Consider the following 25,840-nt stretch of genomic DNA (forward strand, 5'->3'; position numbering starts at 1 on the left):
GACAGGTGTTGCACCGCCGCCGAGGGGGACCCAGTTCCTGTCGCGGTGCGGTGATCGCAGGGCCGGGCGGCCACGTAAACGACGCAGCATGTTGAGGACAGCGCAATGCATATGATCAGACGGCGTGCCTGGGAAATTCCGGAGCGGCTGGTGACCCCGGAGCACCTGGTGGTAAAGCGTCGCTCGCTGCTGGCCGGCGCCGCCGCGATGACCATCCTGCCCTCGCTTCTGCCCGGCGGGGCAGCGCGGGCCGACGTCCCGGTGAACCAGGCGTTCCAGCCCGGTCGGCCGCTGACCGAGGAAAAATACGCCACCACCTACAACAACTATTATGAGTTCAACGACAGCAAGTCGGTCTGGCAGGAGGCTCAGGCGCTGAAGCAGCGGCCCTGGAGCATCAAGCTGGACGGCATGATGGCGAAGCCCCGCACCATCGACATCGATGACCTGCTGAAGCAGGTCTCGCTGGAGGAGCGGATCTACCGCCACCGCTGCGTCGAGGCCTGGGCGATGACCGTGCCCTGGACCGGTTTTCCGCTGTCCCGGCTTCTGAAGATTGCCGAACCCCTGGGATCGGCGAAATACATTGTGTTCCAGACCGCGCAGGACAAAGTGATGTCCGGCCTGAGTGCGCCGTTCTATCCGTTTCCCTATATCGAGGGGGTGACAATCGACGAAGCCGCCAACGATCTTGCGTTCATTTCCACCGGCCTGTACGGCAAGCCGATGCCGCCACAGAACGGTGGTCCGATCCGCCTGACCCTGCCGTGGAAATACGGCTTCAAATCCGCCAAGGCGATCGTCAAGATCAGCTTTACCGACAAGCAGCCCGACACGTTCTGGGAAGCCATCGCGCCTTCCGAATACGGGTTTTGGGCCAATGTAAATCCCGCTGTATCCCACCCCCGCTGGAGTCAGGCGACCGAACGCCTGCTCGGCAGTGACGAAAGAGTGCCTACGCAACTTTTTAATGGCTATGCGCCACAGGTTGCTGGCTTATATTCAGACCGGAAGAACGAAAAGCTGTTCATGTGATTGCCCAACGCGCCCTGGCCGTCGCCGCCGCCGTGCTGCTCGTCGCCGCTGTCGCCATCGCGACATTCGGGGCGCAGAGCCTGTCTCTTGGGCAGGCGCTCTTCCTGCTGGACGATACTTCCCTGGACAAGCTTCTGGCGTGGTCGAACCACGTTTCGGGAAACTGGCTCTGGGGCTCGGTGGTGCAGCCGCTGCTGGTGCGACCCGCGTGGCTGATCCCGGCTTCGGCCGGGATCGTCTGCTCGGGGCTGTCCTTCTCCTTGTCGCATCGCAAGTCGCCGCATCGGTCGCATCGCCGAAGCTGACCGGTTCGGCACGGCGATCTATCCGCCTAAAAAGCGATTTATCCTCCATAACGTGCGTTGACGCCGTGCCCGCAGTTCCTTTTTTGGGTCGACAATGCGGATGCATTGGAACAAGGACGCATGACAAGGCACTGGATCATTGATACCGTCGGGGCCTTGGGACTAGCCCTTGCGATGCCGTTCACGGCCCACGGCCAACCGCCTGCCGTTCCCAACGCTGCTCCAAGTTTTCACGACGCCGTCGCCGCGGCCTGGGCGCGGCTGCCGCAGCGCCAGGACTTCGCCGCACGGCAGGGCGTGGCGGCGGCGCGCTTCGCCACCGGCGGCGCCTTGTTCCCGAACGCGCCATACGCCACCGGCACCTACGTCAACGACAAGATCCTCGGCAGCAACCAGAGCTACATCACCAGCCAGGGCGAGCTTGGCACACCGGTGTGGCTACCGGGCGAAGGCACGGCGACGCAGGGCGCGGCGACAGCCGATGCCGCCGCCGTTGACGCGCAGGCCGCCGCCGCCCACCTCGGGATCGCCGTGCAGGTGCTGGACCTTGCGGCGCGGGCCGCGCTCGCCGTCAATGATCGGGACGTGGCGCAACGCCGCCTCGCCGTGGCGCAAGGCCTGGCCGCCGACCTCGCGCGGCGCTTCCGCGTCGGCGAATCCCCGGAGAGCGATTCGCTCACGGCAAGTGCCGAGGCAGCCAGCGCGAGCATGGCGCTCGCCGCCGCCGAGGCACGGGTTGGCACCGCCGTATCGGCGTTCAGCGCCATCACCGGCCTGGATGCGCCGCCCAGGCTCGCCACGCCGCCCCGGTTCGCCGCACGTCGGTCAACCCCGGCCGCCCTGCCGGCCTCCGCCGCGGACCCGTTGTCAGGCCATCCCCGGATCGTCGCGGCCGAGCGTGCCGTCGCGGCGGCCCAGGCCAAAGCCCGCCTGGTGCGCATCAAGAACCGCGACAGTCCCGACATCGGCGTCCAGGTCATCAACGAGAAGCAGCCCGGCACGCGCTGGGACACCCGCGTCGGCGTCATGTTTCGATTTCCGTTCGCGACCGAGGCACGCAACGCCCCGCTTCGCGCAGCGGCGGAGGAGGTGGTGACCCAGGCGCAGGTCCAGCTCGACCTGGCCCGACGCGAAGTTCTGGCCGGCACCCGCCAGGCCGGCATCGTGCTCGCCGCCGCCGAACGCAGCATCCCCGCGGCAGCCCGCGCCGCAAGCGAGCTGGACCGGCGGCGCGGCCAGATCGAGCGCGCCTGGCGTCTGGGCGAGATGCCTTTTATCGAGGTCGTCCGCGCTGATGGGCTGGCGTTCGATGCCGAACTTGCCCGCGACAAGGCGGCCACCGAGCTGGACGCCGCGCGTCTGGGCCTGCGCCTGGCCGAGGGCGCGCTGCCATGACGCGCCGCGCGAGACGTAGCTGGATAGGGCGTGGCTGGATAGGGCGTGGCTGGATAGGGCGCGGCTTGATTGGGCGCGGCTTGATTGGGCACGGCTGGATGGCGCTCGCCGCGCTGCTGCTCTGCGCGGCGGCGCCGCAGGACCAGAAGGACAAGCCTCAGGCGCCGCAGGATCCGCCAGGAGTGGTGCGCATGACCCAGGAGCAGCAGAAGACCATCAAGCTGCAGACCGCCCGCGCCGAGCGCCGCCCGATCACCGAGCCGGTGCGCGTGCCAGGTACGGTCGCCTTCGACGAGGGGCATGTCGCCCGGCTGCGCCCCTATGCCGAAGGCACCGTGCTGCGTCTGCTGGCGCAACCCGGCGACCAGGTGCACGCCGGGCAGCCGCTCGCCGAGCTGGTGCTGCCGGGCCTGCTTTCGGCGCAAGAGGGCCTGGTGGGCGCGCGCGCGACCATGAGCGAAGCGGAGGCGACCGTTGCCGTCGCGCAGGACGCCCTGCGGCGCGGCGTGATCCTCGCCCGCGACGGATCGCTCGCCCGCGCCGAGGCCGAGCGCCGGCGTCTGGTGCTGGCGCAGGCCAAGGCCACCGCCGAGGCCTCCCGTGCCCGCATGGCGCTGCTGCAAGCCGAGATCACGCGTCTCGCGCCCACCGGGGCGCCAGGCGTGTCGGCGATCGTTTCGCCGATCGACGGGGTTGTCGTCACGGTGGGCGTCACGCCAGGGGAGGTGATCAGCCCCACGACCGAAGCGTTCACGGTCGCGGATCTGTCGGTCGTGCTGGTTCAGGCCCAGGTGCCTGAGAACAGTGCTGCCCTGGTGAAGGCGGGCGACCCGGCGGAGGTTCATCTCGCCGCCCACCAAGGGCCGACGTGGCAAGGCAGGATTATCGCACTCAGCGCCGCCCTCGATCCGCAGGCGCGCACGCTGCCCGCCCGCATCCGGCTCGCCAATCCTGGCGACACGCTGCGCGTCGGCATGTTCGTGGACGTCACGCTGACCAGTGACCGCGGGCGTGACGACATCGTGGTGCCCTCCGGCGCGGTGCAGCGGGTCGGCGACAAGCGCGTTGCCTTCACGCCACTCGGCGACGGCCGCTTCCAGAGCCACGACCTCACGCTGGGCGTCGAGCAGCAGGACTGGGACGAGGTGCGCAACGGCCTGACTGTCGGGGACGAGGTGGTGACGCAGGGCAGCTTCGAACTGAAGGCACTGCTGCAGAAAGCCATGCTCGGCGGGGCAGGGTAGAGGCAATGCAGCGGTTCTTCGCGGCGCTCGTCGCCCGGCGCTGGCTCATCCTGGTCCTGGCGCTTGGCGTTGTTGGAGCAGGCTGGCTCAACCTGCGCCAACTCGCCATCGACGCCGTGCCCGATATCTCACCCAAGCAGGTTCTCATCCTGACGAAGGCGCAGGGCCTCGGGCCGCTGGAAGTCGAGCGCCTCGTCACCTTCCCCATCGAGACGCAGATGGCGGGGTTGCCCCTGCTCAAGGACGTGCGCTCCAAGTCACGCTTCGGCCTGTCCGCCGTCTACGTCACCTTCGAGGACGCCGCCGACGTGCAGACCGCGCGCGCCGAAGTCTTTGAGCGGTTGCAGCAGGCACGCGCGATGATGCCGCCCGGCGTCGGCACGCCCGAGGAAGGGCCGCTCTCGACGGGCCTCGGCGAGATCCTGGAATTCGAGCTGCGCGGTCCCGGCTATACGCCCATGCAGCTCTACCAGATGCTGCAGTGGCGGATCGTGCCCCAGCTCCGCCTGGTGCCCGGCATCGTGGGGGTGGACATCTACGGCGGCGATCTGCAGACCTATGAGGTCCAGGTGTCGCCCGAGCGGCTGCGGGCGCAAGGGATCACCCTGCCGCAGGTCTTCGCCGCCATCGAGAGCAACAACACGACCCGCGGGGGCGCCTATATCGAGCGCGGCGACGACCAGGAGATCGTGCGTGGCCTGGCGCTGGCCCAGAGCCAGACGGACATCGCCGGCATCGTGCTCAAGACCGCCCCGCTCGGTGGCGTCCCGGTCACCGTCGGCGACGTGGCCGAGGTGAAGCTGGCCCCCAAGGTGCGGCTGGGTGCCGTCACCCACGACGGCAAGGGCGAGACGGTGCTGGGCGTGGCGGACATGCAATACGGCCTGAACGCGAGCGAGGTGCTGCCCGCGCTGAGCGCCAAGATCAACGAGCTACAGAAGAAGCTGCCAGCCGGCGTCGAAATCCACACCTTCTACGACCGGTCAACCCTGGTGAACCGCGCGATCCACACCGTCGAGCACAACCTTGGTGAGGGCGCGCTGCTGGTCATCGCCGTGCTCATGCTCATGCTGGGCAGCCTGCGCGCCGGGCTGATCGTGGCGACGGTGATCCCGCTCGCCATGATGATGGCCTTCGCCGGAATGCGCGCGTTCGGCATCTCGGGCAACCTGATGAGTCTCGGCGCCATCGACTTTGGCTTGATCGTGGATGGCGCCGTGGTGCTGGTCGAGAATGTGCTGCGCCGGCAAGCCAACGGGGAAGGCGATGGCGACCCCGTGAAGGTGGTGCCCGCTGCCGCGGCCGAGGTGGCGCGGCCGGTGATCTTCTCGGTGCTCATCATCACCTTGGTCTACCTGCCCGTGCTGTCGCTGCAGAGCGTCGAGGGCAAGATGTTCCGGCCGATGGCGCTGACGGTGATGCTCGCGCTGCTGAGCGCGCTGCTGGTGACGATACTGGTCATGCCGGCGCTGGCCGCGACTTTCCTGGGCCCCACGAAGGCCATCGGCAAGAACGGGCGGCAGGAACGGGGCGGCAAGACGGGTGGCAAGGGCGGGGCGGCGAGCGACGACACCTTCGTCGTCCGTTGGGCCCGCAAGGGTTACACGCCGGTGCTGCGCCGCACGGAGCGGCATCCCTACATTACCGCCGGCATCGCGGTCGTGCTGTTCGCGGGCGCCGTCTTCCTCGCGACGCGCCTGGGCGGCGAGTTCATCCCGCAGCTCGCCGAGGGCAGCATCGTCGTGACATCGACCAAGCTGCCCAGCATCAACCTGGACGCCTCGATCCGCGTCGTGACCGAAATCGAGAAGGTGCTACGTGGCTTTCCGGACGTGCAGACGGTTGTCTCGCAGACCGGCAGCGCCGCGGTGCCGACCGATCCGATGGGCGTGCAGAGCACGGACAGCTACGTGATCCTCAAGCCGCCGGGCCAGTGGAAGACGGCGCATACCCAGAGCGGCCTGCTTACGGCGTTCGAGAAGCGGCTGAAGGCGGCGGTGCCCGGCGTTTCGTTCGAATTCTCCCAGCCAATCCAGATGCGCATGGACGATCTGCTGCAAGGCGTGCGCTCGGACGTCGCACTGACGATCTTTGGGGAGGACCTCGGCAAGCTGAAAACGCTCGCGGACCAGGCTGTCAACATCGTCAAGGGGATCAAGGGTGCGGCCGACGTGCGGGCCGAACAACAAGGTGGGCTGCCGGCGCTGACGGTGCGGGTGGATCGCCAGCGGCTGTCGCGCTACGGGATCAACGCAGCCGATGCGCTGGCCGTCGTCGAGGCGATCGGCGGGCGCACGGTCGGCACCGTGTATGGCCAGAACGACACGGAGACACCGATCGTCGTGCGGCTGCCGCCGGCCGCCCGTGCCAGCGCCGAACGGGTGCGCGATCTGCCGGTCGGCCTGGCGGATGGCCAGGCCGTGCCGCTCTCCGCCGTGGCGGACATCACCGTCGCCGATGGGCCGGCCGAGGTGATACGCGACAAGCTGCAGCGGCGGATCGCCGTGCAGATCAACGTGCGCGGGCGCGACGTGCAGAGCTTCGTGACCGAGGCGGAGAAGACCGTCCAGGACAAGATCAAGCTGCCCCAGGGCTACTCCGTCGATTGGACCGGCATGTTCCAGAACCTGCAAAGCGCGACGCAGCGCCTGTCGCTCGTGGTGCCCGGGGTGCTCGCGGTCATTTTCCTGATGCTTTATCTCAACTTCGGCACGCTCCGCCTTGCCGGCCTGATCTTCCTCAACGTCCCGATGGCGGCGATCGGCGGCATCGCGGCGCTGACCTTGCGCGGCATGCCGTTCAGCGTCTCGGCCGGCATCGGGTTCATCGCGACGTTCGGCATCGCGATCCTCGACGGCGTGGTGCTCGCCAGCTACATCGAGCAGGAGCGCACGGCGGGCAAGAACGCGCGCGATGCGGCCCGCGAGGCCGCCGAGAAGCGCCTGCGCCCGGTGCTCACCACCGCCCTCGTCGCCTCCCTCGGCTTCATCCCCATGGCCGTCTCCACCACCGCGGGCGCCGAGGTCCAGCGTCCGCTCGCCACCGTCGTCATCGGCGGCCTAGTCACCGCGACACTGCTCACCTTGCTCGTCCTGCCGTCGCTCTATCCGGTGGTGACGGATGCCAGGCTGCCTTCCTGGCGTAAGGTGAAGGGATGGTTCGGCAGCCGGAAGCAGCACCACCCCGCGGAATGAGGCGGTGCCGCGGTGCCGGCAGGGCGCAGGGCCTGGCGGCGCGAGCGCTTCGACATCCTGGACGGCCGCATCCCGCGTGATAGCATGGCATTTCAGTGAAGGACGCAGCCATGAGCACCCTGAAGTCCGATCCCGCCCGCTTCGAGGTGGTCAAGAATGCGCTCTGTTCGGCCGCCGAGGAGATGAAGATCGTCCTCGCCAAGACCGCCTATTCTCCCTTGCTCAAGGTCGCCGGGGACTATTCGTGCGGCATTTTCGACATCAGCGGCAACATGGTCGCGCAGGGGCCCGACCTGCCGATCCACCTCGGTTCCATGCCGGACGCGGTGCGCGCGGTGGTGCGCGCGTTTCCGCAGGTGCTGCCGGGCGATGTCTTCATCCACAACGATCCTTACGACGGCGGCTCCCATCTGCCGGATGTGAACGTGGTCGCCCCGGCCTTCCACGACGGCCGGCTGCTGGGCTTCGGCTGCGTTCGCGCGCACTGGCCGGACATCGGCAGCGCCACGCCCGGCAGCTACGGCGCGGTGACCGAGATCTATGGGGAGGGTCTGCGCCTGCCGCCGATCCGCCTGTATCGCGACGGCAGGCCCGACCCGTCGGTGGAGGCCATCATCCTCGCCAATGTCCGCACGCCGACGGAACGCCTGGGCGATCTGCGGGCGCAGGTCGCGGCCAATCACCGGGGGGCGCTGCGGCTGTCGGAACTGGCGGCGAAATACGGCACCGACACGCTGCTGGCCATCATGCAGGAGGTGCTGGACTATTCCGAGACGATGATGCGCGCGGCGCTGCGCGCCCTGCCGGACGGCGAGGCGGAATTCACCGACATCTTCGACGGGGACGGCGTCATCGCCAATGGGGACACCGAGGACGCCACCTTCAAGGTCCACATCAAGGTCAGCAAGCGCGGCGACACGATCATTGCCGACTTCACCGGATCAGACCCCGCCGTGGCCGGTCCGATGAACGCGCCGCTGACGGTGACCGCGTCCGGCGTGTTCTGCGCGCTGAAGATGATCGCCGATCCGAAAAGCCTGATACCGCCGAACTCCGGCTGCTGGCGTCCGGTGACGGTGACGGCGCCGCCTGGCTGCGTGGTCAACGCGCGGCATCCGTCGCCGGTGGTCTACGCCAACCACGAGATCTCCCACCGCGTCGCCGACATGGTGATGGCGGCGCTGTTCGCGATCGCGCCGCGAACGGTGATGGCGGGGTCGCAGGGCACCTCGGCAGTGATCACCTTCGGCGGCCTGGACTACCGCACCGGCGACCGCTTCGTCAGCTACGAGTCGGTCAAGGGCGGCTTCGGCGCCCGCCCGGTGAAGGACGGCATCAATGCCGTGGCCAGCACGGTATCGAACATGAGCAACACGCCCATCGAGATCCTGGAAATGAGCTTTCCGCTGCGCGTCGAGGAATATGCCCTGGTGCCGGACAGCGGCGGCGCCGGCACCTGGCGTGGCGGTCTGGGCGTGCGGCGGGTCTGGCGGGTGCTGGAGAATCAGGCGCACGCCGCGGTGTGCTGCGAGCGGACTGTCACCCCGCCCTTCGGCCTGGATGGCGGCCTGGCCGGCGCGCCGGCGAAGCTGGAACTGATCGCGCCTCGGTCGAACGCCCGAAGGCTGATCAGCAAGGGCGGCTTCCTGGTGCCCGCAGGATCGCTGGTGGTGGTGGAGGCGCCCGGATCAGGTGGCTATGGGCCGCCGTCGGGGCGGGACCGGGCAGCCCTTTCGGAAGACCTGCTGGATGGTTACGTCACTCCAGCGGAGGCACGCCGGATCTACGGCGTTGAATCGGCCTGACGCGATCAGCGGCAAGGCGTAGAACGAGAACGCTTCGGCCCGAAACTTGCTTCGCATGGACCGCCAGTGAAGCAAGGCGCGTCCATGCCATCCGATGTCCATCCCGTTGACCAAGTACCGCCCCCAGGCCGGCTGCTGCTGTTCGCAATCCAGCATGTGCTGGTCATGGCGGCCTCGCCCATCACGGCGGTGTTCCTGATCGGCAGGGCGCTGCACCTGCCGCCGGCGCTGGCCGCGGGGCTCGTCAGCGCGACATTCCTTGCTTGCGGTCTTGGCACGCTGCTGCAGAGCTTCGGGCCGTGGGGCATCGGCGCCCGTTTGCCCTTCATCATGGTGCCGGCCGGCGCACCCGTGTTCATTTTCGTCGGCATTGCCGAACACTCCGGCATTCCGACAGCGTCCGGCGCGGTCATCCTGACCGCGGTATTCTATCTGATCGCGCTGCCGGTCTATGCACGGTGCCTACGCTACTTCTCGCGCCTGGTAATCGGGACAATCCTGCTGCTGGTCGGCATCAACCTGGTGCGCATCTACGGCAGCGTCATCACCGGCGCGCCCGGTTCACCCCAGTTCGGCGCGCCATCCTCCCTGCTGCTGGCGCTGGCCACGATCGGCTTCACCGTCGCCTTCGCGCGCCTGCTGCCCGGCCTGCTGCGGCAACTCTCGGTGTTGCTCGGCCTGCTGGCCGGCGCGGTCGCCGCGGGACTGGCGGGGATGGTGAGCCTGGACGGCATCGCCGCGCAGCCGTGGCTGACGCTGCCGGCCGCGTTTCCGTTCGGCGCACCAAGCTTCGATGTGGTCGCAGCGCTGCCGATGCTGATCTTCAGCGTCGTCTCCATGACCGAGGCGACCGGTCAGACCGTCGCCATTGCCGAGGTGGTGGGCAAGCCGATCGTCCCGACGCGCGAGGTGCCGAGGACGATCCGCGGCGACGCGGTTACCTCCTTGTTCGGCGCCTGCTTCGGCACGCCGCTAATCATCACCAGCGGCGAGAACATCGGCGTCGTGCGCGCAACTGGCATACGGTCCCGCTTCGTGACCGCCACCGGCGGAGCGATCCTGGTGCTGCTGGCGCTACTGGCGCCGATCGGGCGGCTGGTGAACGCCATTCCGGCGCCGGTCGTCGGCGGCACGGCACTGGTGGTGTTCTGCGTCATCGCCGTGATGGGCATCGAGATGCTGCGCACGGTGGACGTCACGGCCCATGGCAACCTGTTCACGCTGGCGGCCGGCCTCGCCGTTGGGCTGCTGCCGGTGCTGATTCCGAACGCCTATGTGCGGTTCCCGTCGCTCGTGCAGGCGATCCTGGGCAATGGACTTGCGGCCGGCACGGTGGTGACCGTGCTGCTCAACATCGTCTTCAATCACACTGGAGCGGCGGCCCGATCGGCTGCAACGGCTGAGCCAGAAAGGTCCCCAACATGAGCGCGACGCCGAAGTTGCCCCTCGACCAAGTCACCGTGCGCCGCCGCAAGACCGGCCTGATCGGACGCGACCCGGCGCATGAGGCTGGGGGGTTCACGCTGTTCGCGCCGCAGACCGACGGCGGGCGTGTCCACCTGATCGATGCAGCGGGCGACATCGTCCATCAATGGACGCTACCGTTCCGCCCTGGCCGGCATGCCGTCATCCTGGCGAACGGCAACCTCGGCTACAACGGCAGCCATCCCGACTCCCCAGACCTCTACCCGATCTGGCCGCTGTGGCATGGCGGCGCCTTCATGGAGGTCACCCCGCGCGGCGACGTGGTATGGGAACACAACGATCTGGCCCATCATCACGACGCGCACTGGCTGGCGAACGGCAACCTGCTCTACACGACGGCCGAGCGCATGCCGGCGGAAGCGGCCGCGCGCATCCGGGGCGGCAGCACTGATCACGACCTGCCCGACGGCGCGGTGTTCGGCGACGTGGTGAAGGAGGTGAACCGAGCCGGAGAGGTGGTCTGGCTGTGGCGATCGTGGGAGCACCTGGACCCGGCCGATTTCCCCGTCCATCCCATCTTCGACCGCTATCACTGGCCGCTGATCAACGGCGTCCACACCGCGCGCGGCGGGCTTGTGCTGATGAGCCTGCGCACCACCTCCGGCGTGATTGCCGTGCGCCGCAACGACGGCGGCCTGGCCTGGGCGGTCAAGCACCCCGTCGTGGCGCAGCAGCACTCGCCGGTCGAGCTCGACAGCGGCGGCATCCTGATCTTCGACAATGGCAACCTGCGTCCTGGCGTGACGTCACCCTACACCCGGGTGATCGAGATCGACCCGGCGCGCGGCGGCGCGGTTACCTGGGAGTACTCCGACCCGATGCGGCCGGCGTTCTTCGCGCCCTACATGGGCAACGCGCAGCGCCTGGCGGGCGGCAATACCTTCGTCGTCGAATCCACCTTCGGACGACTGTTCGAGGTGACACAGGCGGGCCAAGTAGTGTGGGAATACGTCATCCCGTTCTTCGGCGACTATCCAGAGGCCGGCGCGCGCGGCTACGCGGCCGGCAGCCACAACAGCGTCTTCCGCGCCTATCGCTACAGCGCCCAAGAGGTGTCCTGGCTTGGGCGCTGAAACAGGTACGGCCAAGGGCTTGCGCCGTCGGCGCCAAGGCAGATCCACAGGAGGCAATTGATGACGCGAACGGAACTGACCGAGAAGCTGCTGGACATCAAGCGCGAGAAGGACTGGAGCTGGAAGCACATCTGCGAACAGATCGGCGGCATGTCCGAGGTCCTCATCGTCGGTGCCCTGCTCGGCCAGATGAAGCTGGTCAAGCCGCTCGCCGCGAAAGCCGCCGCGCTGTTCGGGCTGAGTGCCACGGAGCAGAGGATGCTGAACGAGGTGCCGCATCGCGGCACCGTCATGCCGCCAACCGACCCGCTGCTGTACCGGTTCTACGAGCTGGTCATGGTCAATGGCCCGGCCTGGAAGGCGCTGATCGAGGAGGAATTCGGCGACGGCATCATGTCCGCGATCGACTTCGACATGACCCTTGATCGGGAACCAAATCCGAAGGGTGACCGGGTCAGGCTGACCATGTCGGGCAAGTTCCTGCCGTATAAATACTACGGCAGCGAGCAGGGCATTCCCGAACTCGGCATCAAGGAAGACTGACAGGATCGTAAGAATTATCAAGTCTTCACGACGCCGGCCACGCGCGCCCGTCGTCTTCTGTTTCCCTGTGTACAGCCGCGCCACGCGGCGGAAAAGCAGAAGCAGGAGATGGCAAATGGACATGAACGAAACAACCGGGTCGGCCGCCAAGGGGCGCGGTGGCTCCATTCCGTTGGCTCTTGGTGAGACAGCCTCGAAGGTCGAGGATACATCGGTCGCCCTGGGCACGAACTGGATCTATCGTATCCGGATGCGCCATCCGCTGCTGTATGGCCTGGGCGCCTTCATCATCGGTAGTGGCTTGCTCGCGATCTTTACGATGACGACGTACAAGAACTGGTCGTTTGAGGGCGTCAATCTAAAGACTGCCGTCTACCAGGTGTTCTGGGGCGGCCTTTGCGGTGGAATTGTCGCGACTGCCCTGGCGTTTGCCTATACAAGCCTCATTCGGCCGACCCTTGCGCCGCTGAAGTCCGCCGGTGTCATCGGCTCCGAAGAATCAACTGGCGCGCCGCCTCGCCAATCGCGGTAACCAGCAGGATGCCAAAGAAAAGCCGGATGGCGCCGGCTTCGGTGGCTGTTTCGGCCCCTAGGGCAACCACCAGCGCGGTCGCTCCACCCGCGGCGCTGGTGGCCTTCAGGACGCGTTGCCCTGCGGCGCTCAAGAGCACCGCGATGACGGCCGCCGCCACCCGCGCGAAAGTCAGCCGGTCATCGGCCATGAAGTGGGGCGTCGACGCTGCCGCGGCCACGAACACTCCGATGAAGCCGGCGGCCGCACCCACCAACTGCCCTACGCCGGTGTTCCATGGCCGAGCGCTTGGCTCCTCCGGCGTCAGGGTCTGCAGGAAAATCGCTGATCCGAGGCTTGGTATCAGCAGGGGTGCCTGCACCCAGATACTGATCACCCCAATGATGCCCAGCACCACTGCGATCAACAGCGGTGGCAAAAGTTCTTTTGATAGGCTGCTCATGGGGTACGCCTCAGTCGAATGAGCCGTCGGTCTACCCCAGGCATCAACATCCGCAAGTGAATGTGCAGAAATGGGTTGGCGTCCCCAGGACAGTGATGTTTCTCTGTGTCCCGGTTTATCTGTGCCGTTGCCGGCGAGCAACTTCGTCTTGACTATACCAGTTTTGGGGTGCGACCGTGGAACGGAAGCGCCTTCTATGCAGAAAAGCGCGCCGACGCTTATTGCTTCGCGTGCCTCGCCCGCGCGATCGCCTCGACAATCAGCGCCTTTGCCTCCGCCGCGTCACCCCAGCCCTCGACCCTCACCCATTTGTCCGGTTCCAGGTCCTTGTAGTGCTCGAAGAAGTGCTGGATCTGCTCCAGCGTGATCGAGGGCAGGTCGGTGTAGTTACGCACGTTCACATAGCGCTGGGTCAGCTTTGGCGACGGCACGGCAATGATCTTCTCGTCGCCGCCGCTCTCGTCGGTCATCTTCAGCACGCCGACCGGACGGACATTGATCACCGCGCCCGGCACGATCGGCCTTGTGTTCGCCACCAGCACGTCGATCGGGTCGCCGTCATCCGACAGCGTGTGCGGCACGAAGCCGTAATTGCCCGGGTAGCGCATCGGCGTATAGAGGAAGCGGTCGACCACCAGGGTGCCAGCCTCCTTGTCCATCTCGTACTTGATCGGTTCGCCGCCGATCGCGACCTCGACGACGACATTCACGTCGTCGGGCGGATTCTTCCCAACCGCTATGGCGTCAACACGCATGACAGGCCCTTTTCCTACGAAATCCGTTCGATATCGGCGCCGCACGCCGCCAGCTTCTGCTCGACCGCCTCATAGCCGCGGTCCAGGTGGTAGACACGGTTCACCACGGTCTCGCCCCGCGCGGCAAGGCCCGCCAGGATCAGCGACAGCGAGGCCCGCAGATCGGTTGCCATCACCGGCGCGCCGGACAGCGCCGCCACGCCGCGCACGATCGCCGAAGCGCCGTGCACATTGATCCGCGCGCCCATCCGGTTCAGCTCCGGCACATGCATGAACCGGTTTTCGAAGATCGTCTCGGTGACCATGGAGGCGCCGTCGGCCACCGACATCAGCGCCATGAACTGCGCCTGCATGTCGGTCGGGAAGCCCGGATAGGGCTCGGTCATCACGTCCGCGCCGTGCAGCCCGTTCAGCCGTTTGACAATCAGGCCGTCCGGTTGCTCCAGGATGTCCACGCCGGCCTCGCGCAGGATACGGACCGTGGCGCCCAGGTGGTCGAGGCGGGCGTTGCGCAGGAACACCGACCCGCCGGAGATCGCGGCGGCGCAGGCATAGCTGCCGGTCTCGATCCGGTCGGGAATGATGCCGTGTTCGGCCCCATGCAGCCGGCTGACGCCGTGTATGGTCAGCTTGTCGGTGCCGATGCCCTCGATGCCGGCACCCATCGCCACCAGGCAGGCGGCCAGGTCGCCGACCTCGGGTTCGCGTGCCGCGTTGGCCAGCACCGTCCGGCCCTCGGCCAGGGCAGCGGCCATCAGCAGGTTCTCCGTGGCGCCGACCGAGGTAGATGGAAACACGATAGTCGCGCCCTGCAGCTTGCCGTCGACATGGCCATCGATATAGCCGTTGTCGAGGTTGAACCGCGCGCCCATCTGCTCCAGTCCCTTCAGGTGCAGATCCACCGGCCTTGTGCCGATGGCACAGCCGCCGGGCAGCGACACGCGGGCTTCACCAACGCGGGCCAGCAGCGGACCAAGCACGAGGACCGACGCACGCATCTTGCGGACGATGTCGTACGGCGCCTCGGTATTGGTAATGGCGCCGCCGAGGGACAGCAGCCGGCCGTCATCCGATAGCGGGTCAACCGCGATGCCATGCTGTGCCAGCAGCAGGCTCATGGTCTGGATATCCGCCAGCCGCGGCACGTTCGACAGCACCAGGCGCTGGTCGGTCAGCAGGCCGGCGGCCATCAGTGGCAGCGCGGCGTTCTTGGCACCGCTGACGTTGATCTCGCCCGACAAGGGGCGTCCGCCGCGAATTCTTATGCGATCCATGAAACCCCTACATCCTTGGCAGTGCGGTGCCCCGCTGACGCATGTACTTGCCAGCCTTGTCGGCATAGCTGGTCTCACAGGCCTCGTTCCCCTGCAGGAACAGGAACTGGCAGATGCCCTCGTGCGCGTGGATCTTCGCCGGCAGCGGCGTGGTGTTGCTGATCTCGATCGTCACCTGGCCTTCCCATTCGGGTTCCAGCGGGGTGACGTTCACGATAATGCCGCAGCGGGCGTAGGTGGACTTGCCCAGGCAGATCACCAGCACGTCGCGCGGAATGCGGAAATACTCCACGGTATGGCCGAGCGCGAAGCTGTTGGGGGGGATGATGCAGACATCGGTCTTGCGGTCGACGAAGCTGGCCGGGGAGAACGCCTTCGGGTCGACGACGGCGGAGTCGATATTGGTGAAGATCTTGAACTCGTCGGCGATGCGGGCGTCGTAGCCGTAGCTGGACAGGCCGTAGCTGATCACGCCGTCGCGCTTCTGCGCCTCCACGAACGGGTCGATCATGCCATGGTCCCGCGCCATCCGGCGGATCCAGCGGTCGGACAGGACGGGCATCGATTCGGCGGACTCCGTTTGGCTGCGGGATGATCGCTCGAAGCGCGGATGCACCGCAATCAGAAAATCTGATTGGTTTCAGGAAATACGGGGCACGCTGCAAACAGGAAATCTGATTGCGCGAGCTTGGAATGCGGTTTGCGGGCGGCAAGATGTCCAAGTCGTAATATTTTGATTTGAGAACGAGTTGGCGTAAGGCCGGCCTGGGTCGCCATGGCCACGATCTGCCGCTGAGCTGGCGCGTTGCATCCATCACGCGGACCTCCCGATCCGCGGGACCGGGCGGCTGAAACCATGCACGGCGAGTGCGTGCCCTTGCCACAACCTGACCGATCGGTCATATCACGAACGATGAAACCGACCGGCACCCGCGACCACCTGCTCTCCACCGGCCTGCGGGTGCTGCACGCCCGTGGCTTCCATGCCTCGGGTGTGCAGGACATCACCGCGGCCGCGCAGGTCCCCAAGGGCACGTTCTACACCCATTTCGACAGCAAGGAGCAGTTCGGCGCCGAGGTCCTGGGCCGCTACTGGGAACACCGCGCCAGCAACGCCATCGCCCTCCTGAGCGACGAAGCGCGGTCCCCGCTGCAGCGGCTGAAAGCCTATTTCGCCAGCAAGACCCGTGACCGCGCCGCCGGGCCGTTCAACACCGGCTGCCTGATCGGCAATTTCTCGGCGGAAATGGCGACCGACAGCCGCCTGGTGCGCGACCGCCTGGGCAGCGTCTTCGCCGCCTGGACCAGCCTTCTCAGCCGCTGCATCCGGGAAGCCCAGGCCGCCGGGGAAATCCGCGCCAGCCTGCAACCCGACACCATTGCCGCTTTCCTGATCGACGCGTTCGAGGGCGCCGTGCTGCGCGCCAAGGTCGAGCGCGACGCCACCGCCCTGCTGCGGTTCGAGAGCATCGTCTTCAGCCTGATCCTGACCTGAGGCAACCGAGATGACCGCCGTCGTGCCAGCCGATGCCGCCGCCGCTGAAATGACCGACCGGTCGGTCAGGTTGCGCAAACCGGCGATGGACCGTCGCACCCAGGCACTGCTCGACGCGCCGCTGGTGCCGCTGCTGCTGCGGCTGGCGGCGCCCAACATCCTGCTCATGCTCGCCCAGTCCGCCACCGGCCTGATCGAGACCTATTTCGTCGGCAAGCTCGGCACCGATGCCCTGGCCGGCGTGTCGATCGTGTTCCCCGGCGTCATGCTGATGCAGATGATTTCCGCCGGCTCGATGGGCGGCGGAATTTCCGCGTCGGTCGCCCGGGCGCTCGGCGGCGGCAGGGCGGACGACGCCGCCTCCCTCGTCTGGCACGCCTTGGTCATCAACGGCGTGCTCGGCCTGGTCTGCACCGCCGCCGTGCTGACCTTCGGACCGGAACTCTATCGCGCCCTCGGCGGCAGCGACGCAACGCTGCATGCGGCGCTGGCCTACTCCAACGTGATCTATGCCGGCGCGATCCTGCTTTGGCTGATGAACGCGCTGGCCAGCGTGATCCGTGGCACCGGCAACATGCTGGTGCCGGGGGCGGTGATCTGCGGCGGCGCGCTGCTGCTGATCCCGATCTCGCCGGCGCTGATCTTCGGCTGGGGACCGTTCCCGCGCATGGGCGTCTCGGGCGGCGCCACGGCACTGGTCGGCTACTACCTGGTCGGGATCGTGGTGCTGGCGGCCTATCTGTGGGGTGGCCTTGGCGTGGTCCGGCCCGGGTTCCGGGTGCGGCTGCGAACCCGCCTGTTCATGGCGATCCTGAGGATCGGCGCGCTGGCTTCCACCACCTCGATCCAGACCAACCTGACCATCATGCTGACCACCGGCATGGTCGGCGCCTTCGGTCCGGCGGCGCTGGCCGGGTTCGGCACCGGGTCGCGGCTGGAATACCTAATGGTGCCGATCGCGTTCGGCGTCGGCGGCCCGCTGGTCGCCATCGTCGGCACCAACATCGGCGCCGGACAGGGGCCGCGGGCATTGCATGCCGCCTGGATCGGCGGCGCGATCGGCTTCGCGCTGACCGAGGCGGTGGGCATAGCCGCGGCCGTCTTTCCGCGGGCGTGGCTGTCGCTGTTCGATAGCGATCCGGCGATGATCCAGACCGGCAGCCAATACCTGCGGATCGTCGGGCCGTGCTATGGGTTCTTTGGCCTGGGGCTGGTGCTCTACTTTGCCTCCCAGGGTGCCGGACGGCTGGGCTGGCCGGTCGCGGCGCAGTTCTTCCGGCTGATGGTGGCTGGCGCGGGAAGTCTGATCGCCCTGCGGTTGGGGGGCGGATTGACGTCGGTGTTCGTCATGATCGGCGTGGCACTGGCGGTGTTTGGTCTGACGGTCGCGGCATCCATCGCCAGCGGGTCGTGGTCCGGCCGGCGCGCCGCGTGATGCTTGTCGTGACGGATCGCCATCGTCTGAGCGATCGATGGAGCGCCTTGGCGGGCGTCGCGAATCCCAGTCGTGGCGTGAAGCCCCGGCGGGTCGCCGCGCCGGGGTCCGCGAAAGACGCTCGCCTGCTACAGCGGCGTGGCATCCAGGCTGGCATCCAGCGTGATCTCGGCGTTCAGCACTTTCGATACCGGGCAATTCGCCTTCGCCTCCGCCGCCAGTGCCTGGAACTTCTCGTTGTCCAGCCCAGGCACGGTTGCCTTCAGCACCAGATGGACGGCGGCAATCTTGAAGCCGCCGGGGACCTGCTCCATTGTCAGGATGGCGTCGCAGTGCAGGCTTTCCGGCGGATGACCGGCCCCGCTGAGCTGGAACGCCGTCGCCATGCTGAAGCAGCCGGCATGGGCGACCGCGATCAACTCCTCGGGATTGGTGCCTTTGCCGTCGCCGAAGCGGGAATTGAAGCCATAGGGCGTGTCTTTCAGCACACCGCTCTGGGTCGTCAGGCTGCCGGTTCCGTCCTTGCCGCTGCCGGCCCACTGGGCGGAGGCGTGACGCTTGATATGAGCCATCCTGTGTCTCCTTCTTGTCGAGCTTCGGCCATTGGGTGGGCCGAACCGGGAATATGGGGTTGGACGGGGGACAGACACAGGCGGTGGATTGAATTCGGTTGCCTGGGTGCGGCCCACCAGCGAGATCAGACCGTCGCCCGCGCTGCTTCGTGCAAGCGCCGCACACGCCAGGGCAATCGAGTGAAGTAGACTGAAGACACAGGATGGCGCATCCGCTGCTGTGTCATCACCGGGCCTGGCCCGGTGACCCACGACCTTGGCTTGGTTCGGTACCGCAAGTCGTGGGCGGGCGGGCCAAGCGCCGGCCAGGACGCCAGTCGGGTACCCATGGCGCGGAACGCTTCGCGTCATCTGGTTCAACCGATTGCCCTGCCGCACACGCTGGATGTCCTTGACATGAAAGCCGTCCCCGTCGGTCTTGGTCTTAGCGTCGGCACCAGCCGGCCGGATTAGGCTCTGTCAGCCCCTGGACGCCGGCAACGCCAGCGGGCGCACCTTGGCGGGCAGGATCGCCGCTCCGCGGCAGATGACCGGGAGAATGCCCGCCGCCTGTACTGACGTTGACGATTTTCGGGCAGCGCCATAAAGGGAGCGCAACCTGATCGCAGGCTGGCCTCGAACCGGCCAACGGTTCCGCGGGCATCCGCATCTGATGTGAAAATGTGGCGCGACGCAGTGATCCGCGCCAAGGGAGGGGATTGTGCAGACAGGGATTTCGCGCAAGCGGTTCGTCACGGGTGCCGCGGCCGCGGCGGGGCTTGCCGCCCTGGTCCCAGCGCTTTCCCCGGGCCGAGCCCGCGCCGCAAGGCCCATCGTGCTGAAGTTCGGCGTCGACCTCGCCAGCGACCATCCGACCACGGTCGGCGCGATCGCCGCCGGCAAGCAGATCGAGAGCGCGACAAACGGCCGCGTCAAGCTCCAGGTGTTCCCGAACAGCCAGTTGGGCAACGACACCAACATGCTGTCCGAGCTGCGCTCCGGCGCCATGCAGATGATGGGGATCGGCGACAACATTCTGGCGGCCTTGGTGCCGGCCGCCGCGATCGATAATATCGGCTTCGCGTTCAAGGACTCGCAGACCGCCTGGGATGCGCTGGACGGCGCCGTGGGCGACCCGGTGCGCGCCGATATCACTAAGGTGGGCCTGCACCCAATGCATCGGATCTGGGACGAGGGCTTCCGCCAGGTCACATCAAGCACCAAGCAGATCAAGACGCCCCAGGATCTGTCGGGCTTCAAGATCCGCGTCCCGCCCAGCCCGATCTCGGTGGATCTGTTCCGCGCGCTGGGTGCCGCGCCGGTGACGCTGAATATCGCGGAACTGTACACCGCGCTGCAAACCCATGTGGTGGACGGGCAGGAAAACCCGCTGGGCAACATCTACACGCAGAAATTCTACCAGGTGCAGAAATACTGCTCGCTGACCAACCACATGTGGGTCGGCTACTGGATCCTGATGAACGGCACGGTCTGGAACGGGCTGGAACCCGCCGACCAGAAGATCGTCGAGGACGCGTTCAACGCACAGGCGCTGGTGCAGCGCAAGGCGAACGAGGAACTCGACGCGTCGCTGGAGGGCAAGCTGAAGGCGGAGGGCATGGAATTCTTCCAGCCCGACCTGGCGGCGTTCCGCGCGGCCCTCGCGAAATCGAACTTCTACACAAGTTGGAAGGCCAAGTTCGGGCCCGCGCTTTGGGCCGCGCTGGAAAAGGTCACCGGCCCCCTCGGCTGACGCACCGCACGTGGAGGACGCCCGACCGGCCGGCATACTGCAACGGCTCGACTACCTGATCGACCGGGTCGTCGAAGCCGTCGCCGCGGCCCTGGTTGTCATCGAGGTCGTCATCCTGTTCGCCGGCGTGGTCTGGCGCTACGTGCTGGACCTGCCGCTGGTCTGGTCTGGCGAACTGGCCGCCATCCTGTTCCTGTGGCTGGTCAGCCTGGGGGCGGTGATCGCGCTGCGCCGGGGCGAGCACATGCGGATGACGTTCTTCGTCTCCCGCCTGGGTCCAGCCATGCGCCGCTATGTCGCGCGCACCTCGGCGATGATTGTCGCGCTGTTCACCATCTGCGTGCTGGTGCCGGGCATCAGCTTCACCATCCAGCAGCAGGCGATCCTGACGCCGACCTTGCAGATCCCCGGCAGTTGGGAAGTGGCCGGCCAGATGGTGGCGCTGGCGCTGCTGTTCTACACCGCGCTGCGCCAGCTTTTTGCCGGGGCCACGCCGACCGAGTTGCTGGTGACCGCCGCGTTTGGGCTGATCGTCGGGGTCGGGCTGTGGTTCGCCGAACCCTTGCTGGACGCTATCGGCAACGGCGACCTGGTGGTGTTCTTCGTCGTCATGGTCGGCATCTGCATTTTCGCCGGTGTGCCGATCGCGTTCAGCTTCGGCATCTCGACCGTCGCCTACATCTTCTACACCAGCGACATCCCGCTTTCGGTCGTCGTCAGCCAGATGGATCAGGGCATGGCCTCGATCGAACTGCTGGCGGTGCCGATGTTCATCGTGCTGGGCCTGCTACTGGAGATGACCGGCATCGCCCGCGCGCTGGTGGACCTGCTGATCGCGCTGGTGGGCAACCGGCGGGGTGGGCTGTCCTATGTCCTGGTCGGCGCGATCTATCTGATCGCCGGCATTTCCGGCTCCAAGGCCGCCGACCAGGCGGCGGTGGCGCCGATCCTGCTGCCCGAGATGAGGCGGCGCGGCGCGCATCCGGGCGAACTGGTGGCGCTGCTGGCGGCGGCGGCGGCGATGTCGGAGACCATTCCGCCCAGCCTGGTGCTGATCATCCTGGGCGCGGTGACCGGCGTGTCGATCTCGGCGCTGTTCACCGGCGGCCTGCTGCCCGCCGGCGTGGCGGCGCTGGGCCTGATCATCCTGATCTATTTCCGCACCCGCCACGAAACGCCAACCGGCCTGCGCGTGGCCCCGCGCCAGGGCGCGCGGCTGCTGGTTGTGGCGATCCCGGCGCTGATCCTGCCGGTGCTGATCCGTTACGCCGTGCTGGAAGGCATCACCACGGCGACCGAGGTCGCGACGGTGGGCGTGGTCTACGCGGTGCTGGTCGGGCTGCTGGTGTACCGCTGCTTCGACTGGCGGCGCGTGATGCCGATCCTGGTCGAGACGGCGGCCTTGTCGGGCGCGATCCTGCTGATCATCGGCGCGGCGAGTGCGATGGCCTGGTCGCTGACGCAGGCCGGCTTCGCGCAGACGCTGGCGGACATCATGGGCAGCGTGCCCGGCGGGCGCGCCGGGTTCATGGCGGTTTCGATCGTGCTGTTCATCGTGCTGGGCAGCGTGCTGGAGGGCCTGCCGTCGCTGGTGCTGTTCGGCCCGCTGCTGTTCCCGCTGGCGCAGCAGCAGGGCATCCATCAGGTGCAGTACGGCATCGTCGCCATCCTGGCGATGGGCATCGGGCTGTTCTCTCCGCCGTTTGGCGTGGGCTTCTACCAGACCTGCCTGATCGCCAGGTCATCGAGCGACGACGCGCTGGGGCGCATCTGGCCATACATGGCGATGCTCGTGGTGGCGCTAATCCTGGTCGCGACGATCCCGTGGATTTCGACAGGGTTCCTGCCGTAGTCGAAGAGGACGGGTACCTGCCGGGCCACCATCCCCAGGATCAGCGAACTTGCGGGACCGTTGCGCAGGGCGGGTCGGCATCTGTTTTGGTCCGGCAGACCGTGCTTCGGGTCAATGTTGCCAGATTGCCCCGCAGTATGAGGACGTTATCCACTGGCTGGGCGAGCAAGCACGCGCGCGAGGGTTGTCCCTCCGCCACTTTATCGGCCGGGTTACAGATCAAGCTGAAGCCGTACGACCCGGGCAACCGCGGTCAGGTCCTGCGTCTCAAGAACCCCCACCCGCCGCCGCAGCCGGCGCTTGCTGGCGGTTGTTATCTGGTCGGCCATCGCCTTCCGGCGGTTGCCGTCGACCGATACGTACGCTTCGGCTGGATACAGCCGATCCACCTGGTTCGATATTGGCACGACCTGAACCCGGTTCAGCACGGCATTGGCGGCATCGTTGCTGATGACTACAGCCGGCCTCGTCTTCTGGATTTCGCCGCCAACGGACGGATCGAATGAAACCAGCCAGACCTCGCCCCGACGCGGGGCAGGATCAGTGGTCACGCTTCGGTTCGTCGGCCACGTCGTTCACCAGCGTCTCGCTCCAGGCGCTGGCGTCCGCCTCACGCGCCTCATCCGCCGCCATCGCCGCGTATCCCGCCGACAGGTCATGTCCGACAACATGCGGCCGAGCGAGGTCATTCAGAAAGCGGCTGATGCGGCGGCGGCCTACCACGCTGTGCAAACCGTCGTAGACCTCGGCATCCACGGTGATCGTCAGTTTCTTTTGCATGCCAGCCCTCTATACGTATTATAGACGTATAGAGGGCCGATCGCTAGGGTTTTACCCCATGGCCAGTGCCGCGACAGATCGCCCGGGCATTAAGCCGAACGTGATGGCGCTGCTCCTGGTCGCGACGATCCCGTGGATTTCGACGGGGTTCTTGCCGTAGTCGAAGACGACCGCCGCCGAAAGTGATCCGCTCGGAACGGCGGCATCGCAAGGATTTTGACGGGCGCAACGCGCTCCTTCTGGCTCGAACCGTCTGTCAGTCCATGGCGATCAGGAACGCCTCAGGTCGCAGCACCTGAACCCCGCGCCAGGGATTAAGCACCAGCAGGTCCTCGTCTCCTGACACGATACTGGCCGCACCGGCAGCCAAGGCCAGTTCCAGATAGCGGTTGTCCTTGCTGTCGCGGCAGTCGCGCACCGCCTCTTTCGGCTCAACCCAAATTGCCGCCGCACTCAACAACGCCAAGATTTCCCGTTGCCGATCTTCGGTGAGCACTCGCGCGAACTTCGGCCTTCCCAGAACCTCAGCGACTTCCCTATACACAGCCTCTGACAAGGCTATGATGCCCTTCGATCGCGCGACTGCGATAGCGCGCCGAGGCAATCCGTTCGGGTTCAAGGCGGCTGAGACAACCGTGTTCACATCAATCACGTAGATGCTCAGGCCCGGCGCTCCGCATTGTAGGCTGCCAATTCGGCCTCAATCTCGGCCTCCGTCAGATCGGTGTCTCGTGCCTCGGCGGTCGTCCGCTCGAATAGTGCGATCAAGGGATCATCGGCACCTGGCCGGACCAGCCGGTCAACGAGGCGACCGACAGCCTCGCGACGCCGCACGTCCGACAGGGCGGACGCCGTGGCCTCCTCGACCGGAATTTCAACTTTCGAGACCTCGTTCATGCCCGCGCTCCGACCATGTCTTTCAACCTAGCAGAGCGGGCCGGGAAAATCACCTCGCCGTCCGGTGGTTCTGATCGCAGTTGGGTCAGCGCAAGGCGCTTAATGGGATGCCACGCAGCATCCTTATCAGCCAGGAGCCATGAATGGCTCCTGGCGTTGCTGATCTGACCATTAAGCCACTTTCAAGGCGGCGGCCATGGAACCATGGCCGGCTGATCATCAGGAGCCGCCTCGCAAGCCGCGGGAGGACCGGGCTATCCGCATTCACCTCCAGATCCGGGGGCGGCTACCATTGGCACCCGACGCCACTTCGAGGAACACGATCTTGCAGCCAGCCGCCTTCAGTTGTCGCACCTGCGCGTCAACGCTCTGGCCGTCTGTCGAGACTCGTGCGTAGCCGTAATTCACGGGTCGCCCAACGACGCCAGTTCCTGCTCAATCGCAATACGCAAGGGCGGCAAATGATGCCTCAACGTATCCCACACCCCACGTACCGCCACATCTTCATAGTCGTGGCGATGGACATTCCCTGCCGCTGCCATGTCACGCCAGTGAATGGACGGATGCCGCGCTTTCAATTCATCCGGCAATCGCCGCGAAGCCCCAGAAATAATCTCAAGACCGCGAGTGACGGCATAGGATGTGCGCAGATCGTCACGTAGCGCGTCACAGGCCATGCCATCCGCGAGCCGCTCGGCAAGAATGATGGGATGGTGAATGTCGTCGAGCCAGCGACGCCCGGCGGCGGCATCAAAAGGCATGGATCGCATCCGCGGTCGCGGCGGGGGCGACGTAAGGTTTCAGGGCTTCACGATCCACCACATCGACCGAACCGTCGAACAGGCTGGCGATGTATTCTTTAAGCCCGGCGTAACCCCACACCCCAATATGCGCGTCGGGGTCGATCTCGATCATAATGTCGGTGTCGCTGTCTGATCGGGCGTCGCCACGCGCGCGCGACCCGAACAGCGCGGCATGGGCGACACCTCGCGCCCGTAGTGTCGCCTCATTCTCCTGCAATCGCGCGATGATGTCCTGTCGATCCATATTTCTCTTATAGTACAAAAAGCGGCAAATGCAGCTACCACTATGCAGCCGACTTACGCAGCGGAAAAGCTCAATCTTTTCAATGTTCGTTTTTTGCTGCGAAATTTTTGAATTATGCACGATTAGGAGGTCATAGCGTAGTCTTCCCCTTATCGGCGTTCCTTGCCGCCCCCCAGCACATGGATATCATGGGAGATAACATAACTGAGCGGGTGGAGAGCGCTACAATGGCAGAGGGTGACCACAAAAATCCGGAATATCAGGATCGTCTCAAGCGCAGGCAGGAAGAAATTCGCATGTATCGCGACGTTGAGGCAAACGGCGCGAATTGGGGAACGTATGGCTTTCTTTTCTGGCATCCTATTATGGGGAGAGTTAGCGCTATCGTAATCCTCGGTATTGCGCTTGCGCTGCTTATTGCGGCGTCAAAAAACGCTGCTCCCTACATTGAATATACCGATGTCACACGAAGAGCCCTTTTTGCGCTTTTTGCAATTTTCACCTTAATGGGGCTAATAACATCGCCCCCACGGGCAGCTTTGGGTTTTGAGCTAGGTTTCGTTTCTGGTGGCTTGATTGCTTATTGCTTGTGGATCGGAGTTAGTATCTGGCAATTCATCGAAACTGGTGGCTTCGCGAACAATCAAGTGCTGACTGCAACTATAGTTATTTGCTCGCCGTTAATGATGTTATTTGGATATTTTTGTAAAACATTTAGTAGAGAGCCGCTGATACCACGTAGCGAACAATGGTTCTTTTTTAAGTCTGGAAATTTGACAGAATTAGAAGATAACCCTTCTTTGATTAGTCGGCTCTCGGGGAAATTGTTGTGGCCACTCATCGTCACGATTTTAGGGCTTGTGTTTGCTGCATTGCAGACCGCTTGGGCTGTCTTCGATCTCCCAAGACTCAAACTTTGAAGTGAAGTGGCTCAGGTCGAGGGAAACG

27 protein-coding genes are annotated in these 25,840 nt (G+C 65.9%); 15 read left to right on the forward strand and 12 right to left on the reverse strand.

What is annotated here, in order from left to right; all coding sequences use genetic code 11:
- Positions 1 to 105: 105 nt before the first annotated feature.
- The 10 genes from msrP to ACQY4S_RS27255 all read left to right on the forward strand — a co-directional run bounded on the left by msrP (position 106) and on the right by ACQY4S_RS27255 (position 12,611).
- A complete protein-coding gene (gene msrP, locus ACQY4S_RS27210; protein WP_428488308.1) occupies positions 106 to 1,035 on the forward strand; it encodes a protein-methionine-sulfoxide reductase catalytic subunit MsrP in 930 nt (309 codons plus the stop codon).
- On the forward strand, positions 1,032 to 1,340 hold the full coding sequence (locus tag ACQY4S_RS27215) for a hypothetical protein (RefSeq protein ID WP_428488309.1): 309 nt from the start codon (positions 1,032 to 1,034) through the stop codon (positions 1,338 to 1,340). The genes msrP and ACQY4S_RS27215 overlap by 4 nt, the downstream gene beginning before the upstream one ends.
- Before the next feature lie 120 nt (positions 1,341 to 1,460).
- Entirely contained in the window at positions 1,461 to 2,735 is a 1,275-nt protein-coding gene (locus tag ACQY4S_RS27220; protein ID WP_428488310.1) for a TolC family protein, read from the forward strand.
- Between the two features lie 98 nt (positions 2,736 to 2,833).
- On the forward strand, positions 2,834 to 3,979 hold the full coding sequence (locus tag ACQY4S_RS27225) for an efflux RND transporter periplasmic adaptor subunit (RefSeq protein WP_428488311.1): 1,146 nt from the start codon (positions 2,834 to 2,836) through the stop codon (positions 3,977 to 3,979).
- Between the two features lie 5 nt (positions 3,980 to 3,984).
- Positions 3,985 to 7,173 (forward strand): efflux RND transporter permease subunit, encoded by a 3,189-nt coding sequence (locus tag ACQY4S_RS27230; protein WP_428488312.1) that lies wholly within the window; start codon positions 3,985 to 3,987, stop codon positions 7,171 to 7,173.
- Between the two features lie 110 nt (positions 7,174 to 7,283).
- Complete coding sequence (locus ACQY4S_RS27235; RefSeq protein WP_428488313.1) at positions 7,284 to 8,978, forward strand: hydantoinase B/oxoprolinase family protein; 1,695 nt, start codon at positions 7,284 to 7,286, stop codon at positions 8,976 to 8,978.
- An 84-nt stretch (positions 8,979 to 9,062) separates the two neighbouring features.
- Entirely contained in the window at positions 9,063 to 10,403 is a 1,341-nt protein-coding gene (locus tag ACQY4S_RS27240) for a uracil-xanthine permease family protein (RefSeq protein ID WP_428488314.1), read from the forward strand.
- Complete coding sequence (locus ACQY4S_RS27245; protein ID WP_428488315.1) at positions 10,400 to 11,536, forward strand: aryl-sulfate sulfotransferase; 1,137 nt, start codon at positions 10,400 to 10,402, stop codon at positions 11,534 to 11,536. The genes ACQY4S_RS27240 and ACQY4S_RS27245 overlap by 4 nt, the downstream gene beginning before the upstream one ends.
- A 60-nt stretch (positions 11,537 to 11,596) precedes the next feature.
- A complete protein-coding gene (cynS, locus tag ACQY4S_RS27250) occupies positions 11,597 to 12,079 on the forward strand; it encodes a cyanase (protein ID WP_428488316.1) in 483 nt (160 codons plus the stop codon).
- Between the two features lie 121 nt (positions 12,080 to 12,200).
- On the forward strand, positions 12,201 to 12,611 hold the full coding sequence (locus ACQY4S_RS27255) for a hypothetical protein (protein WP_428488317.1): 411 nt from the start codon (positions 12,201 to 12,203) through the stop codon (positions 12,609 to 12,611).
- On the opposite strand, the gene ACQY4S_RS27260 is transcribed toward ACQY4S_RS27255, so the two are convergent.
- The 4 genes from ACQY4S_RS27260 to dcd form a co-directional block, all read right to left on the reverse strand.
- The gene (locus ACQY4S_RS27260) at positions 12,562 to 13,053 is read right to left on the reverse strand and encodes an HPP family protein (protein WP_428488318.1); all 492 of its coding nucleotides are present in this window, start codon (positions 13,051 to 13,053) and stop codon (positions 12,562 to 12,564) included. The genes ACQY4S_RS27255 and ACQY4S_RS27260 overlap by 50 nt on opposite strands.
- A gap of 218 nt (positions 13,054 to 13,271) precedes the next feature.
- Entirely contained in the window at positions 13,272 to 13,808 is a 537-nt protein-coding gene (gene ppa / locus ACQY4S_RS27265) for an inorganic diphosphatase (RefSeq protein ID WP_428488319.1), read from the reverse strand.
- A 14-nt stretch (positions 13,809 to 13,822) separates the two neighbouring features.
- The gene (gene murA / locus ACQY4S_RS27270; protein ID WP_428488320.1) at positions 13,823 to 15,082 is read right to left on the reverse strand and encodes a UDP-N-acetylglucosamine 1-carboxyvinyltransferase; all 1,260 of its coding nucleotides are present in this window, start codon (positions 15,080 to 15,082) and stop codon (positions 13,823 to 13,825) included.
- 7 nt (positions 15,083 to 15,089) lie between these two features.
- Positions 15,090 to 15,644 (reverse strand): dCTP deaminase, encoded by a 555-nt coding sequence (gene dcd, locus ACQY4S_RS27275; protein WP_428488321.1) that lies wholly within the window; start codon positions 15,642 to 15,644, stop codon positions 15,090 to 15,092.
- A 351-nt stretch (positions 15,645 to 15,995) separates the two neighbouring features.
- Between dcd and ACQY4S_RS27280 the strand changes: the two genes are divergently transcribed.
- Both ACQY4S_RS27280 and ACQY4S_RS27285 read left to right on the forward strand, forming a co-directional pair.
- Positions 15,996 to 16,577, forward strand: a complete 582-nt coding sequence (locus ACQY4S_RS27280) for a TetR family transcriptional regulator C-terminal domain-containing protein (protein WP_428488322.1) — start codon at positions 15,996 to 15,998, stop codon at positions 16,575 to 16,577.
- A 10-nt stretch (positions 16,578 to 16,587) separates the two neighbouring features.
- Complete coding sequence (locus ACQY4S_RS27285; RefSeq protein ID WP_428488323.1) at positions 16,588 to 18,012, forward strand: MATE family efflux transporter; 1,425 nt, start codon at positions 16,588 to 16,590, stop codon at positions 18,010 to 18,012.
- 128 nt (positions 18,013 to 18,140) lie between these two features.
- Here the strand turns inward: ACQY4S_RS27285 and ACQY4S_RS27290 are convergent, their stop codons facing one another.
- Positions 18,141 to 18,584: an OsmC family protein gene (locus ACQY4S_RS27290; protein WP_428488324.1), complete on the reverse strand. Its 444-nt coding sequence runs from the start codon at positions 18,582 to 18,584 to the stop codon at positions 18,141 to 18,143.
- Positions 18,585 to 19,284: 700 nt separating this feature from the next.
- On the opposite strand from ACQY4S_RS27290, the gene ACQY4S_RS27295 reads away from it, so the two are divergent.
- Positions 19,285 to 20,316 carry a TRAP transporter substrate-binding protein gene (locus ACQY4S_RS27295; protein ID WP_428488325.1) on the forward strand — a complete coding sequence of 344 codons (1,032 nt, stop codon included), beginning with the start codon at positions 19,285 to 19,287 and terminating at the stop codon, positions 20,314 to 20,316.
- A gap of 10 nt (positions 20,317 to 20,326) precedes the next feature.
- Positions 20,327 to 22,168, forward strand: coding sequence for a TRAP transporter large permease subunit (locus ACQY4S_RS27300; RefSeq protein ID WP_428488326.1), 1,842 nt, complete (start codon positions 20,327 to 20,329; stop codon positions 22,166 to 22,168).
- Between the two features lie 212 nt (positions 22,169 to 22,380).
- Here ACQY4S_RS27300 and ACQY4S_RS27305 read toward each other — a convergent pair whose 3' ends face one another.
- The 7 genes from ACQY4S_RS27305 to ACQY4S_RS27335 all read right to left on the reverse strand — a co-directional run bounded on the left by ACQY4S_RS27305 (position 22,381) and on the right by ACQY4S_RS27335 (position 24,892).
- Entirely contained in the window at positions 22,381 to 22,719 is a 339-nt protein-coding gene (locus ACQY4S_RS27305) for a type II toxin-antitoxin system PemK/MazF family toxin (RefSeq protein ID WP_428488327.1), read from the reverse strand.
- Complete coding sequence (locus tag ACQY4S_RS27310) at positions 22,709 to 22,948, reverse strand: hypothetical protein (protein ID WP_428488328.1); 240 nt, start codon at positions 22,946 to 22,948, stop codon at positions 22,709 to 22,711. Before ACQY4S_RS27310 ends, ACQY4S_RS27305 begins: the two co-directional genes overlap by 11 nt.
- Before the next feature lie 256 nt (positions 22,949 to 23,204).
- On the reverse strand, positions 23,205 to 23,600 hold the full coding sequence (locus tag ACQY4S_RS27315) for a putative toxin-antitoxin system toxin component, PIN family (RefSeq protein ID WP_428488329.1): 396 nt from the start codon (positions 23,598 to 23,600) through the stop codon (positions 23,205 to 23,207).
- 8 nt (positions 23,601 to 23,608) lie between these two features.
- Positions 23,609 to 23,845 carry a hypothetical protein gene (locus ACQY4S_RS27320; RefSeq protein ID WP_428488330.1) on the reverse strand — a complete coding sequence of 79 codons (237 nt, stop codon included), beginning with the start codon at positions 23,843 to 23,845 and terminating at the stop codon, positions 23,609 to 23,611.
- A gap of 264 nt (positions 23,846 to 24,109) precedes the next feature.
- Positions 24,110 to 24,253, reverse strand: a complete 144-nt coding sequence (locus ACQY4S_RS27325; RefSeq protein ID WP_428488331.1) for a recombinase family protein — start codon at positions 24,251 to 24,253, stop codon at positions 24,110 to 24,112.
- A complete protein-coding gene (locus ACQY4S_RS27330) occupies positions 24,250 to 24,606 on the reverse strand; it encodes a HepT-like ribonuclease domain-containing protein (RefSeq protein ID WP_428488332.1) in 357 nt (118 codons plus the stop codon). Before ACQY4S_RS27330 ends, ACQY4S_RS27325 begins: the two co-directional genes overlap by 4 nt.
- Entirely contained in the window at positions 24,596 to 24,892 is a 297-nt protein-coding gene (locus tag ACQY4S_RS27335; protein WP_428488333.1) for a nucleotidyltransferase family protein, read from the reverse strand. Before ACQY4S_RS27335 ends, ACQY4S_RS27330 begins: the two co-directional genes overlap by 11 nt.
- A 227-nt stretch (positions 24,893 to 25,119) precedes the next feature.
- On the opposite strand from ACQY4S_RS27335, the gene ACQY4S_RS27340 reads away from it, so the two are divergent.
- Entirely contained in the window at positions 25,120 to 25,812 is a 693-nt protein-coding gene (locus ACQY4S_RS27340) for a hypothetical protein (protein ID WP_428488334.1), read from the forward strand.
- Positions 25,813 to 25,840: the final 28 nt, after the last annotated feature.

Origin of the sequence: Rhodopila sp. (assembly GCF_965276935.1) — a bacterium.
In the GTDB taxonomy this organism is placed as follows: Bacteria; Pseudomonadota; Alphaproteobacteria; order Acetobacterales; family Acetobacteraceae; genus Rhodopila.

What these genes read in the sequence shown, in the direction of transcription:
- msrP (WP_428488308.1), top strand. Translation starts at nt 106, where the DNA reads ATGCATATGATCAGACGGCGTGCCTGGGAAATTCCGGAGCGGCTGGTG.
- dcd (WP_428488321.1), bottom strand. Translation starts at nt 15,644, where the DNA reads ATGCCCGTCCTGTCCGACCGCTGGATCCGCCGGATGGCGCGGGACCAT.
- ACQY4S_RS27290 (WP_428488324.1), bottom strand. Translation starts at nt 18,584, where the DNA reads ATGGCTCATATCAAGCGTCACGCCTCCGCCCAGTGGGCCGGCAGCGGC.
- ACQY4S_RS27260 (WP_428488318.1), bottom strand. Translation starts at nt 13,053, where the DNA reads ATGAGCAGCCTATCAAAAGAACTTTTGCCACCGCTGTTGATCGCAGTG.
- ACQY4S_RS27230 (WP_428488312.1), top strand. Translation starts at nt 3,985, where the DNA reads ATGCAGCGGTTCTTCGCGGCGCTCGTCGCCCGGCGCTGGCTCATCCTG.
- ACQY4S_RS27285 (WP_428488323.1), top strand. Translation starts at nt 16,588, where the DNA reads ATGACCGCCGTCGTGCCAGCCGATGCCGCCGCCGCTGAAATGACCGAC.
- ppa (WP_428488319.1), bottom strand. Translation starts at nt 13,808, where the DNA reads ATGCGTGTTGACGCCATAGCGGTTGGGAAGAATCCGCCCGACGACGTG.
- ACQY4S_RS27335 (WP_428488333.1), bottom strand. Translation starts at nt 24,892, where the DNA reads ATGGATCGACAGGACATCATCGCGCGATTGCAGGAGAATGAGGCGACA.
- ACQY4S_RS27245 (WP_428488315.1), top strand. Translation starts at nt 10,400, where the DNA reads ATGAGCGCGACGCCGAAGTTGCCCCTCGACCAAGTCACCGTGCGCCGC.
- ACQY4S_RS27240 (WP_428488314.1), top strand. Translation starts at nt 9,063, where the DNA reads ATGCCATCCGATGTCCATCCCGTTGACCAAGTACCGCCCCCAGGCCGG.
- ACQY4S_RS27330 (WP_428488332.1), bottom strand. Translation starts at nt 24,606, where the DNA reads ATGCCTTTTGATGCCGCCGCCGGGCGTCGCTGGCTCGACGACATTCAC.
- ACQY4S_RS27310 (WP_428488328.1), bottom strand. Translation starts at nt 22,948, where the DNA reads ATGCAAAAGAAACTGACGATCACCGTGGATGCCGAGGTCTACGACGGT.
- murA (WP_428488320.1), bottom strand. Translation starts at nt 15,082, where the DNA reads ATGGATCGCATAAGAATTCGCGGCGGACGCCCCTTGTCGGGCGAGATC.
- ACQY4S_RS27225 (WP_428488311.1), top strand. Translation starts at nt 2,834, where the DNA reads ATGGCGCTCGCCGCGCTGCTGCTCTGCGCGGCGGCGCCGCAGGACCAG.
- cynS (WP_428488316.1), top strand. Translation starts at nt 11,597, where the DNA reads ATGACGCGAACGGAACTGACCGAGAAGCTGCTGGACATCAAGCGCGAG.
- ACQY4S_RS27220 (WP_428488310.1), top strand. Translation starts at nt 1,461, where the DNA reads ATGACAAGGCACTGGATCATTGATACCGTCGGGGCCTTGGGACTAGCC.
- ACQY4S_RS27255 (WP_428488317.1), top strand. Translation starts at nt 12,201, where the DNA reads ATGAACGAAACAACCGGGTCGGCCGCCAAGGGGCGCGGTGGCTCCATT.
- ACQY4S_RS27340 (WP_428488334.1), top strand. Translation starts at nt 25,120, where the DNA reads ATGGCAGAGGGTGACCACAAAAATCCGGAATATCAGGATCGTCTCAAG.
- ACQY4S_RS27235 (WP_428488313.1), top strand. Translation starts at nt 7,284, where the DNA reads ATGAGCACCCTGAAGTCCGATCCCGCCCGCTTCGAGGTGGTCAAGAAT.
- ACQY4S_RS27280 (WP_428488322.1), top strand. Translation starts at nt 15,996, where the DNA reads ATGAAACCGACCGGCACCCGCGACCACCTGCTCTCCACCGGCCTGCGG.
- ACQY4S_RS27320 (WP_428488330.1), bottom strand. Translation starts at nt 23,845, where the DNA reads ATGAACGAGGTCTCGAAAGTTGAAATTCCGGTCGAGGAGGCCACGGCG.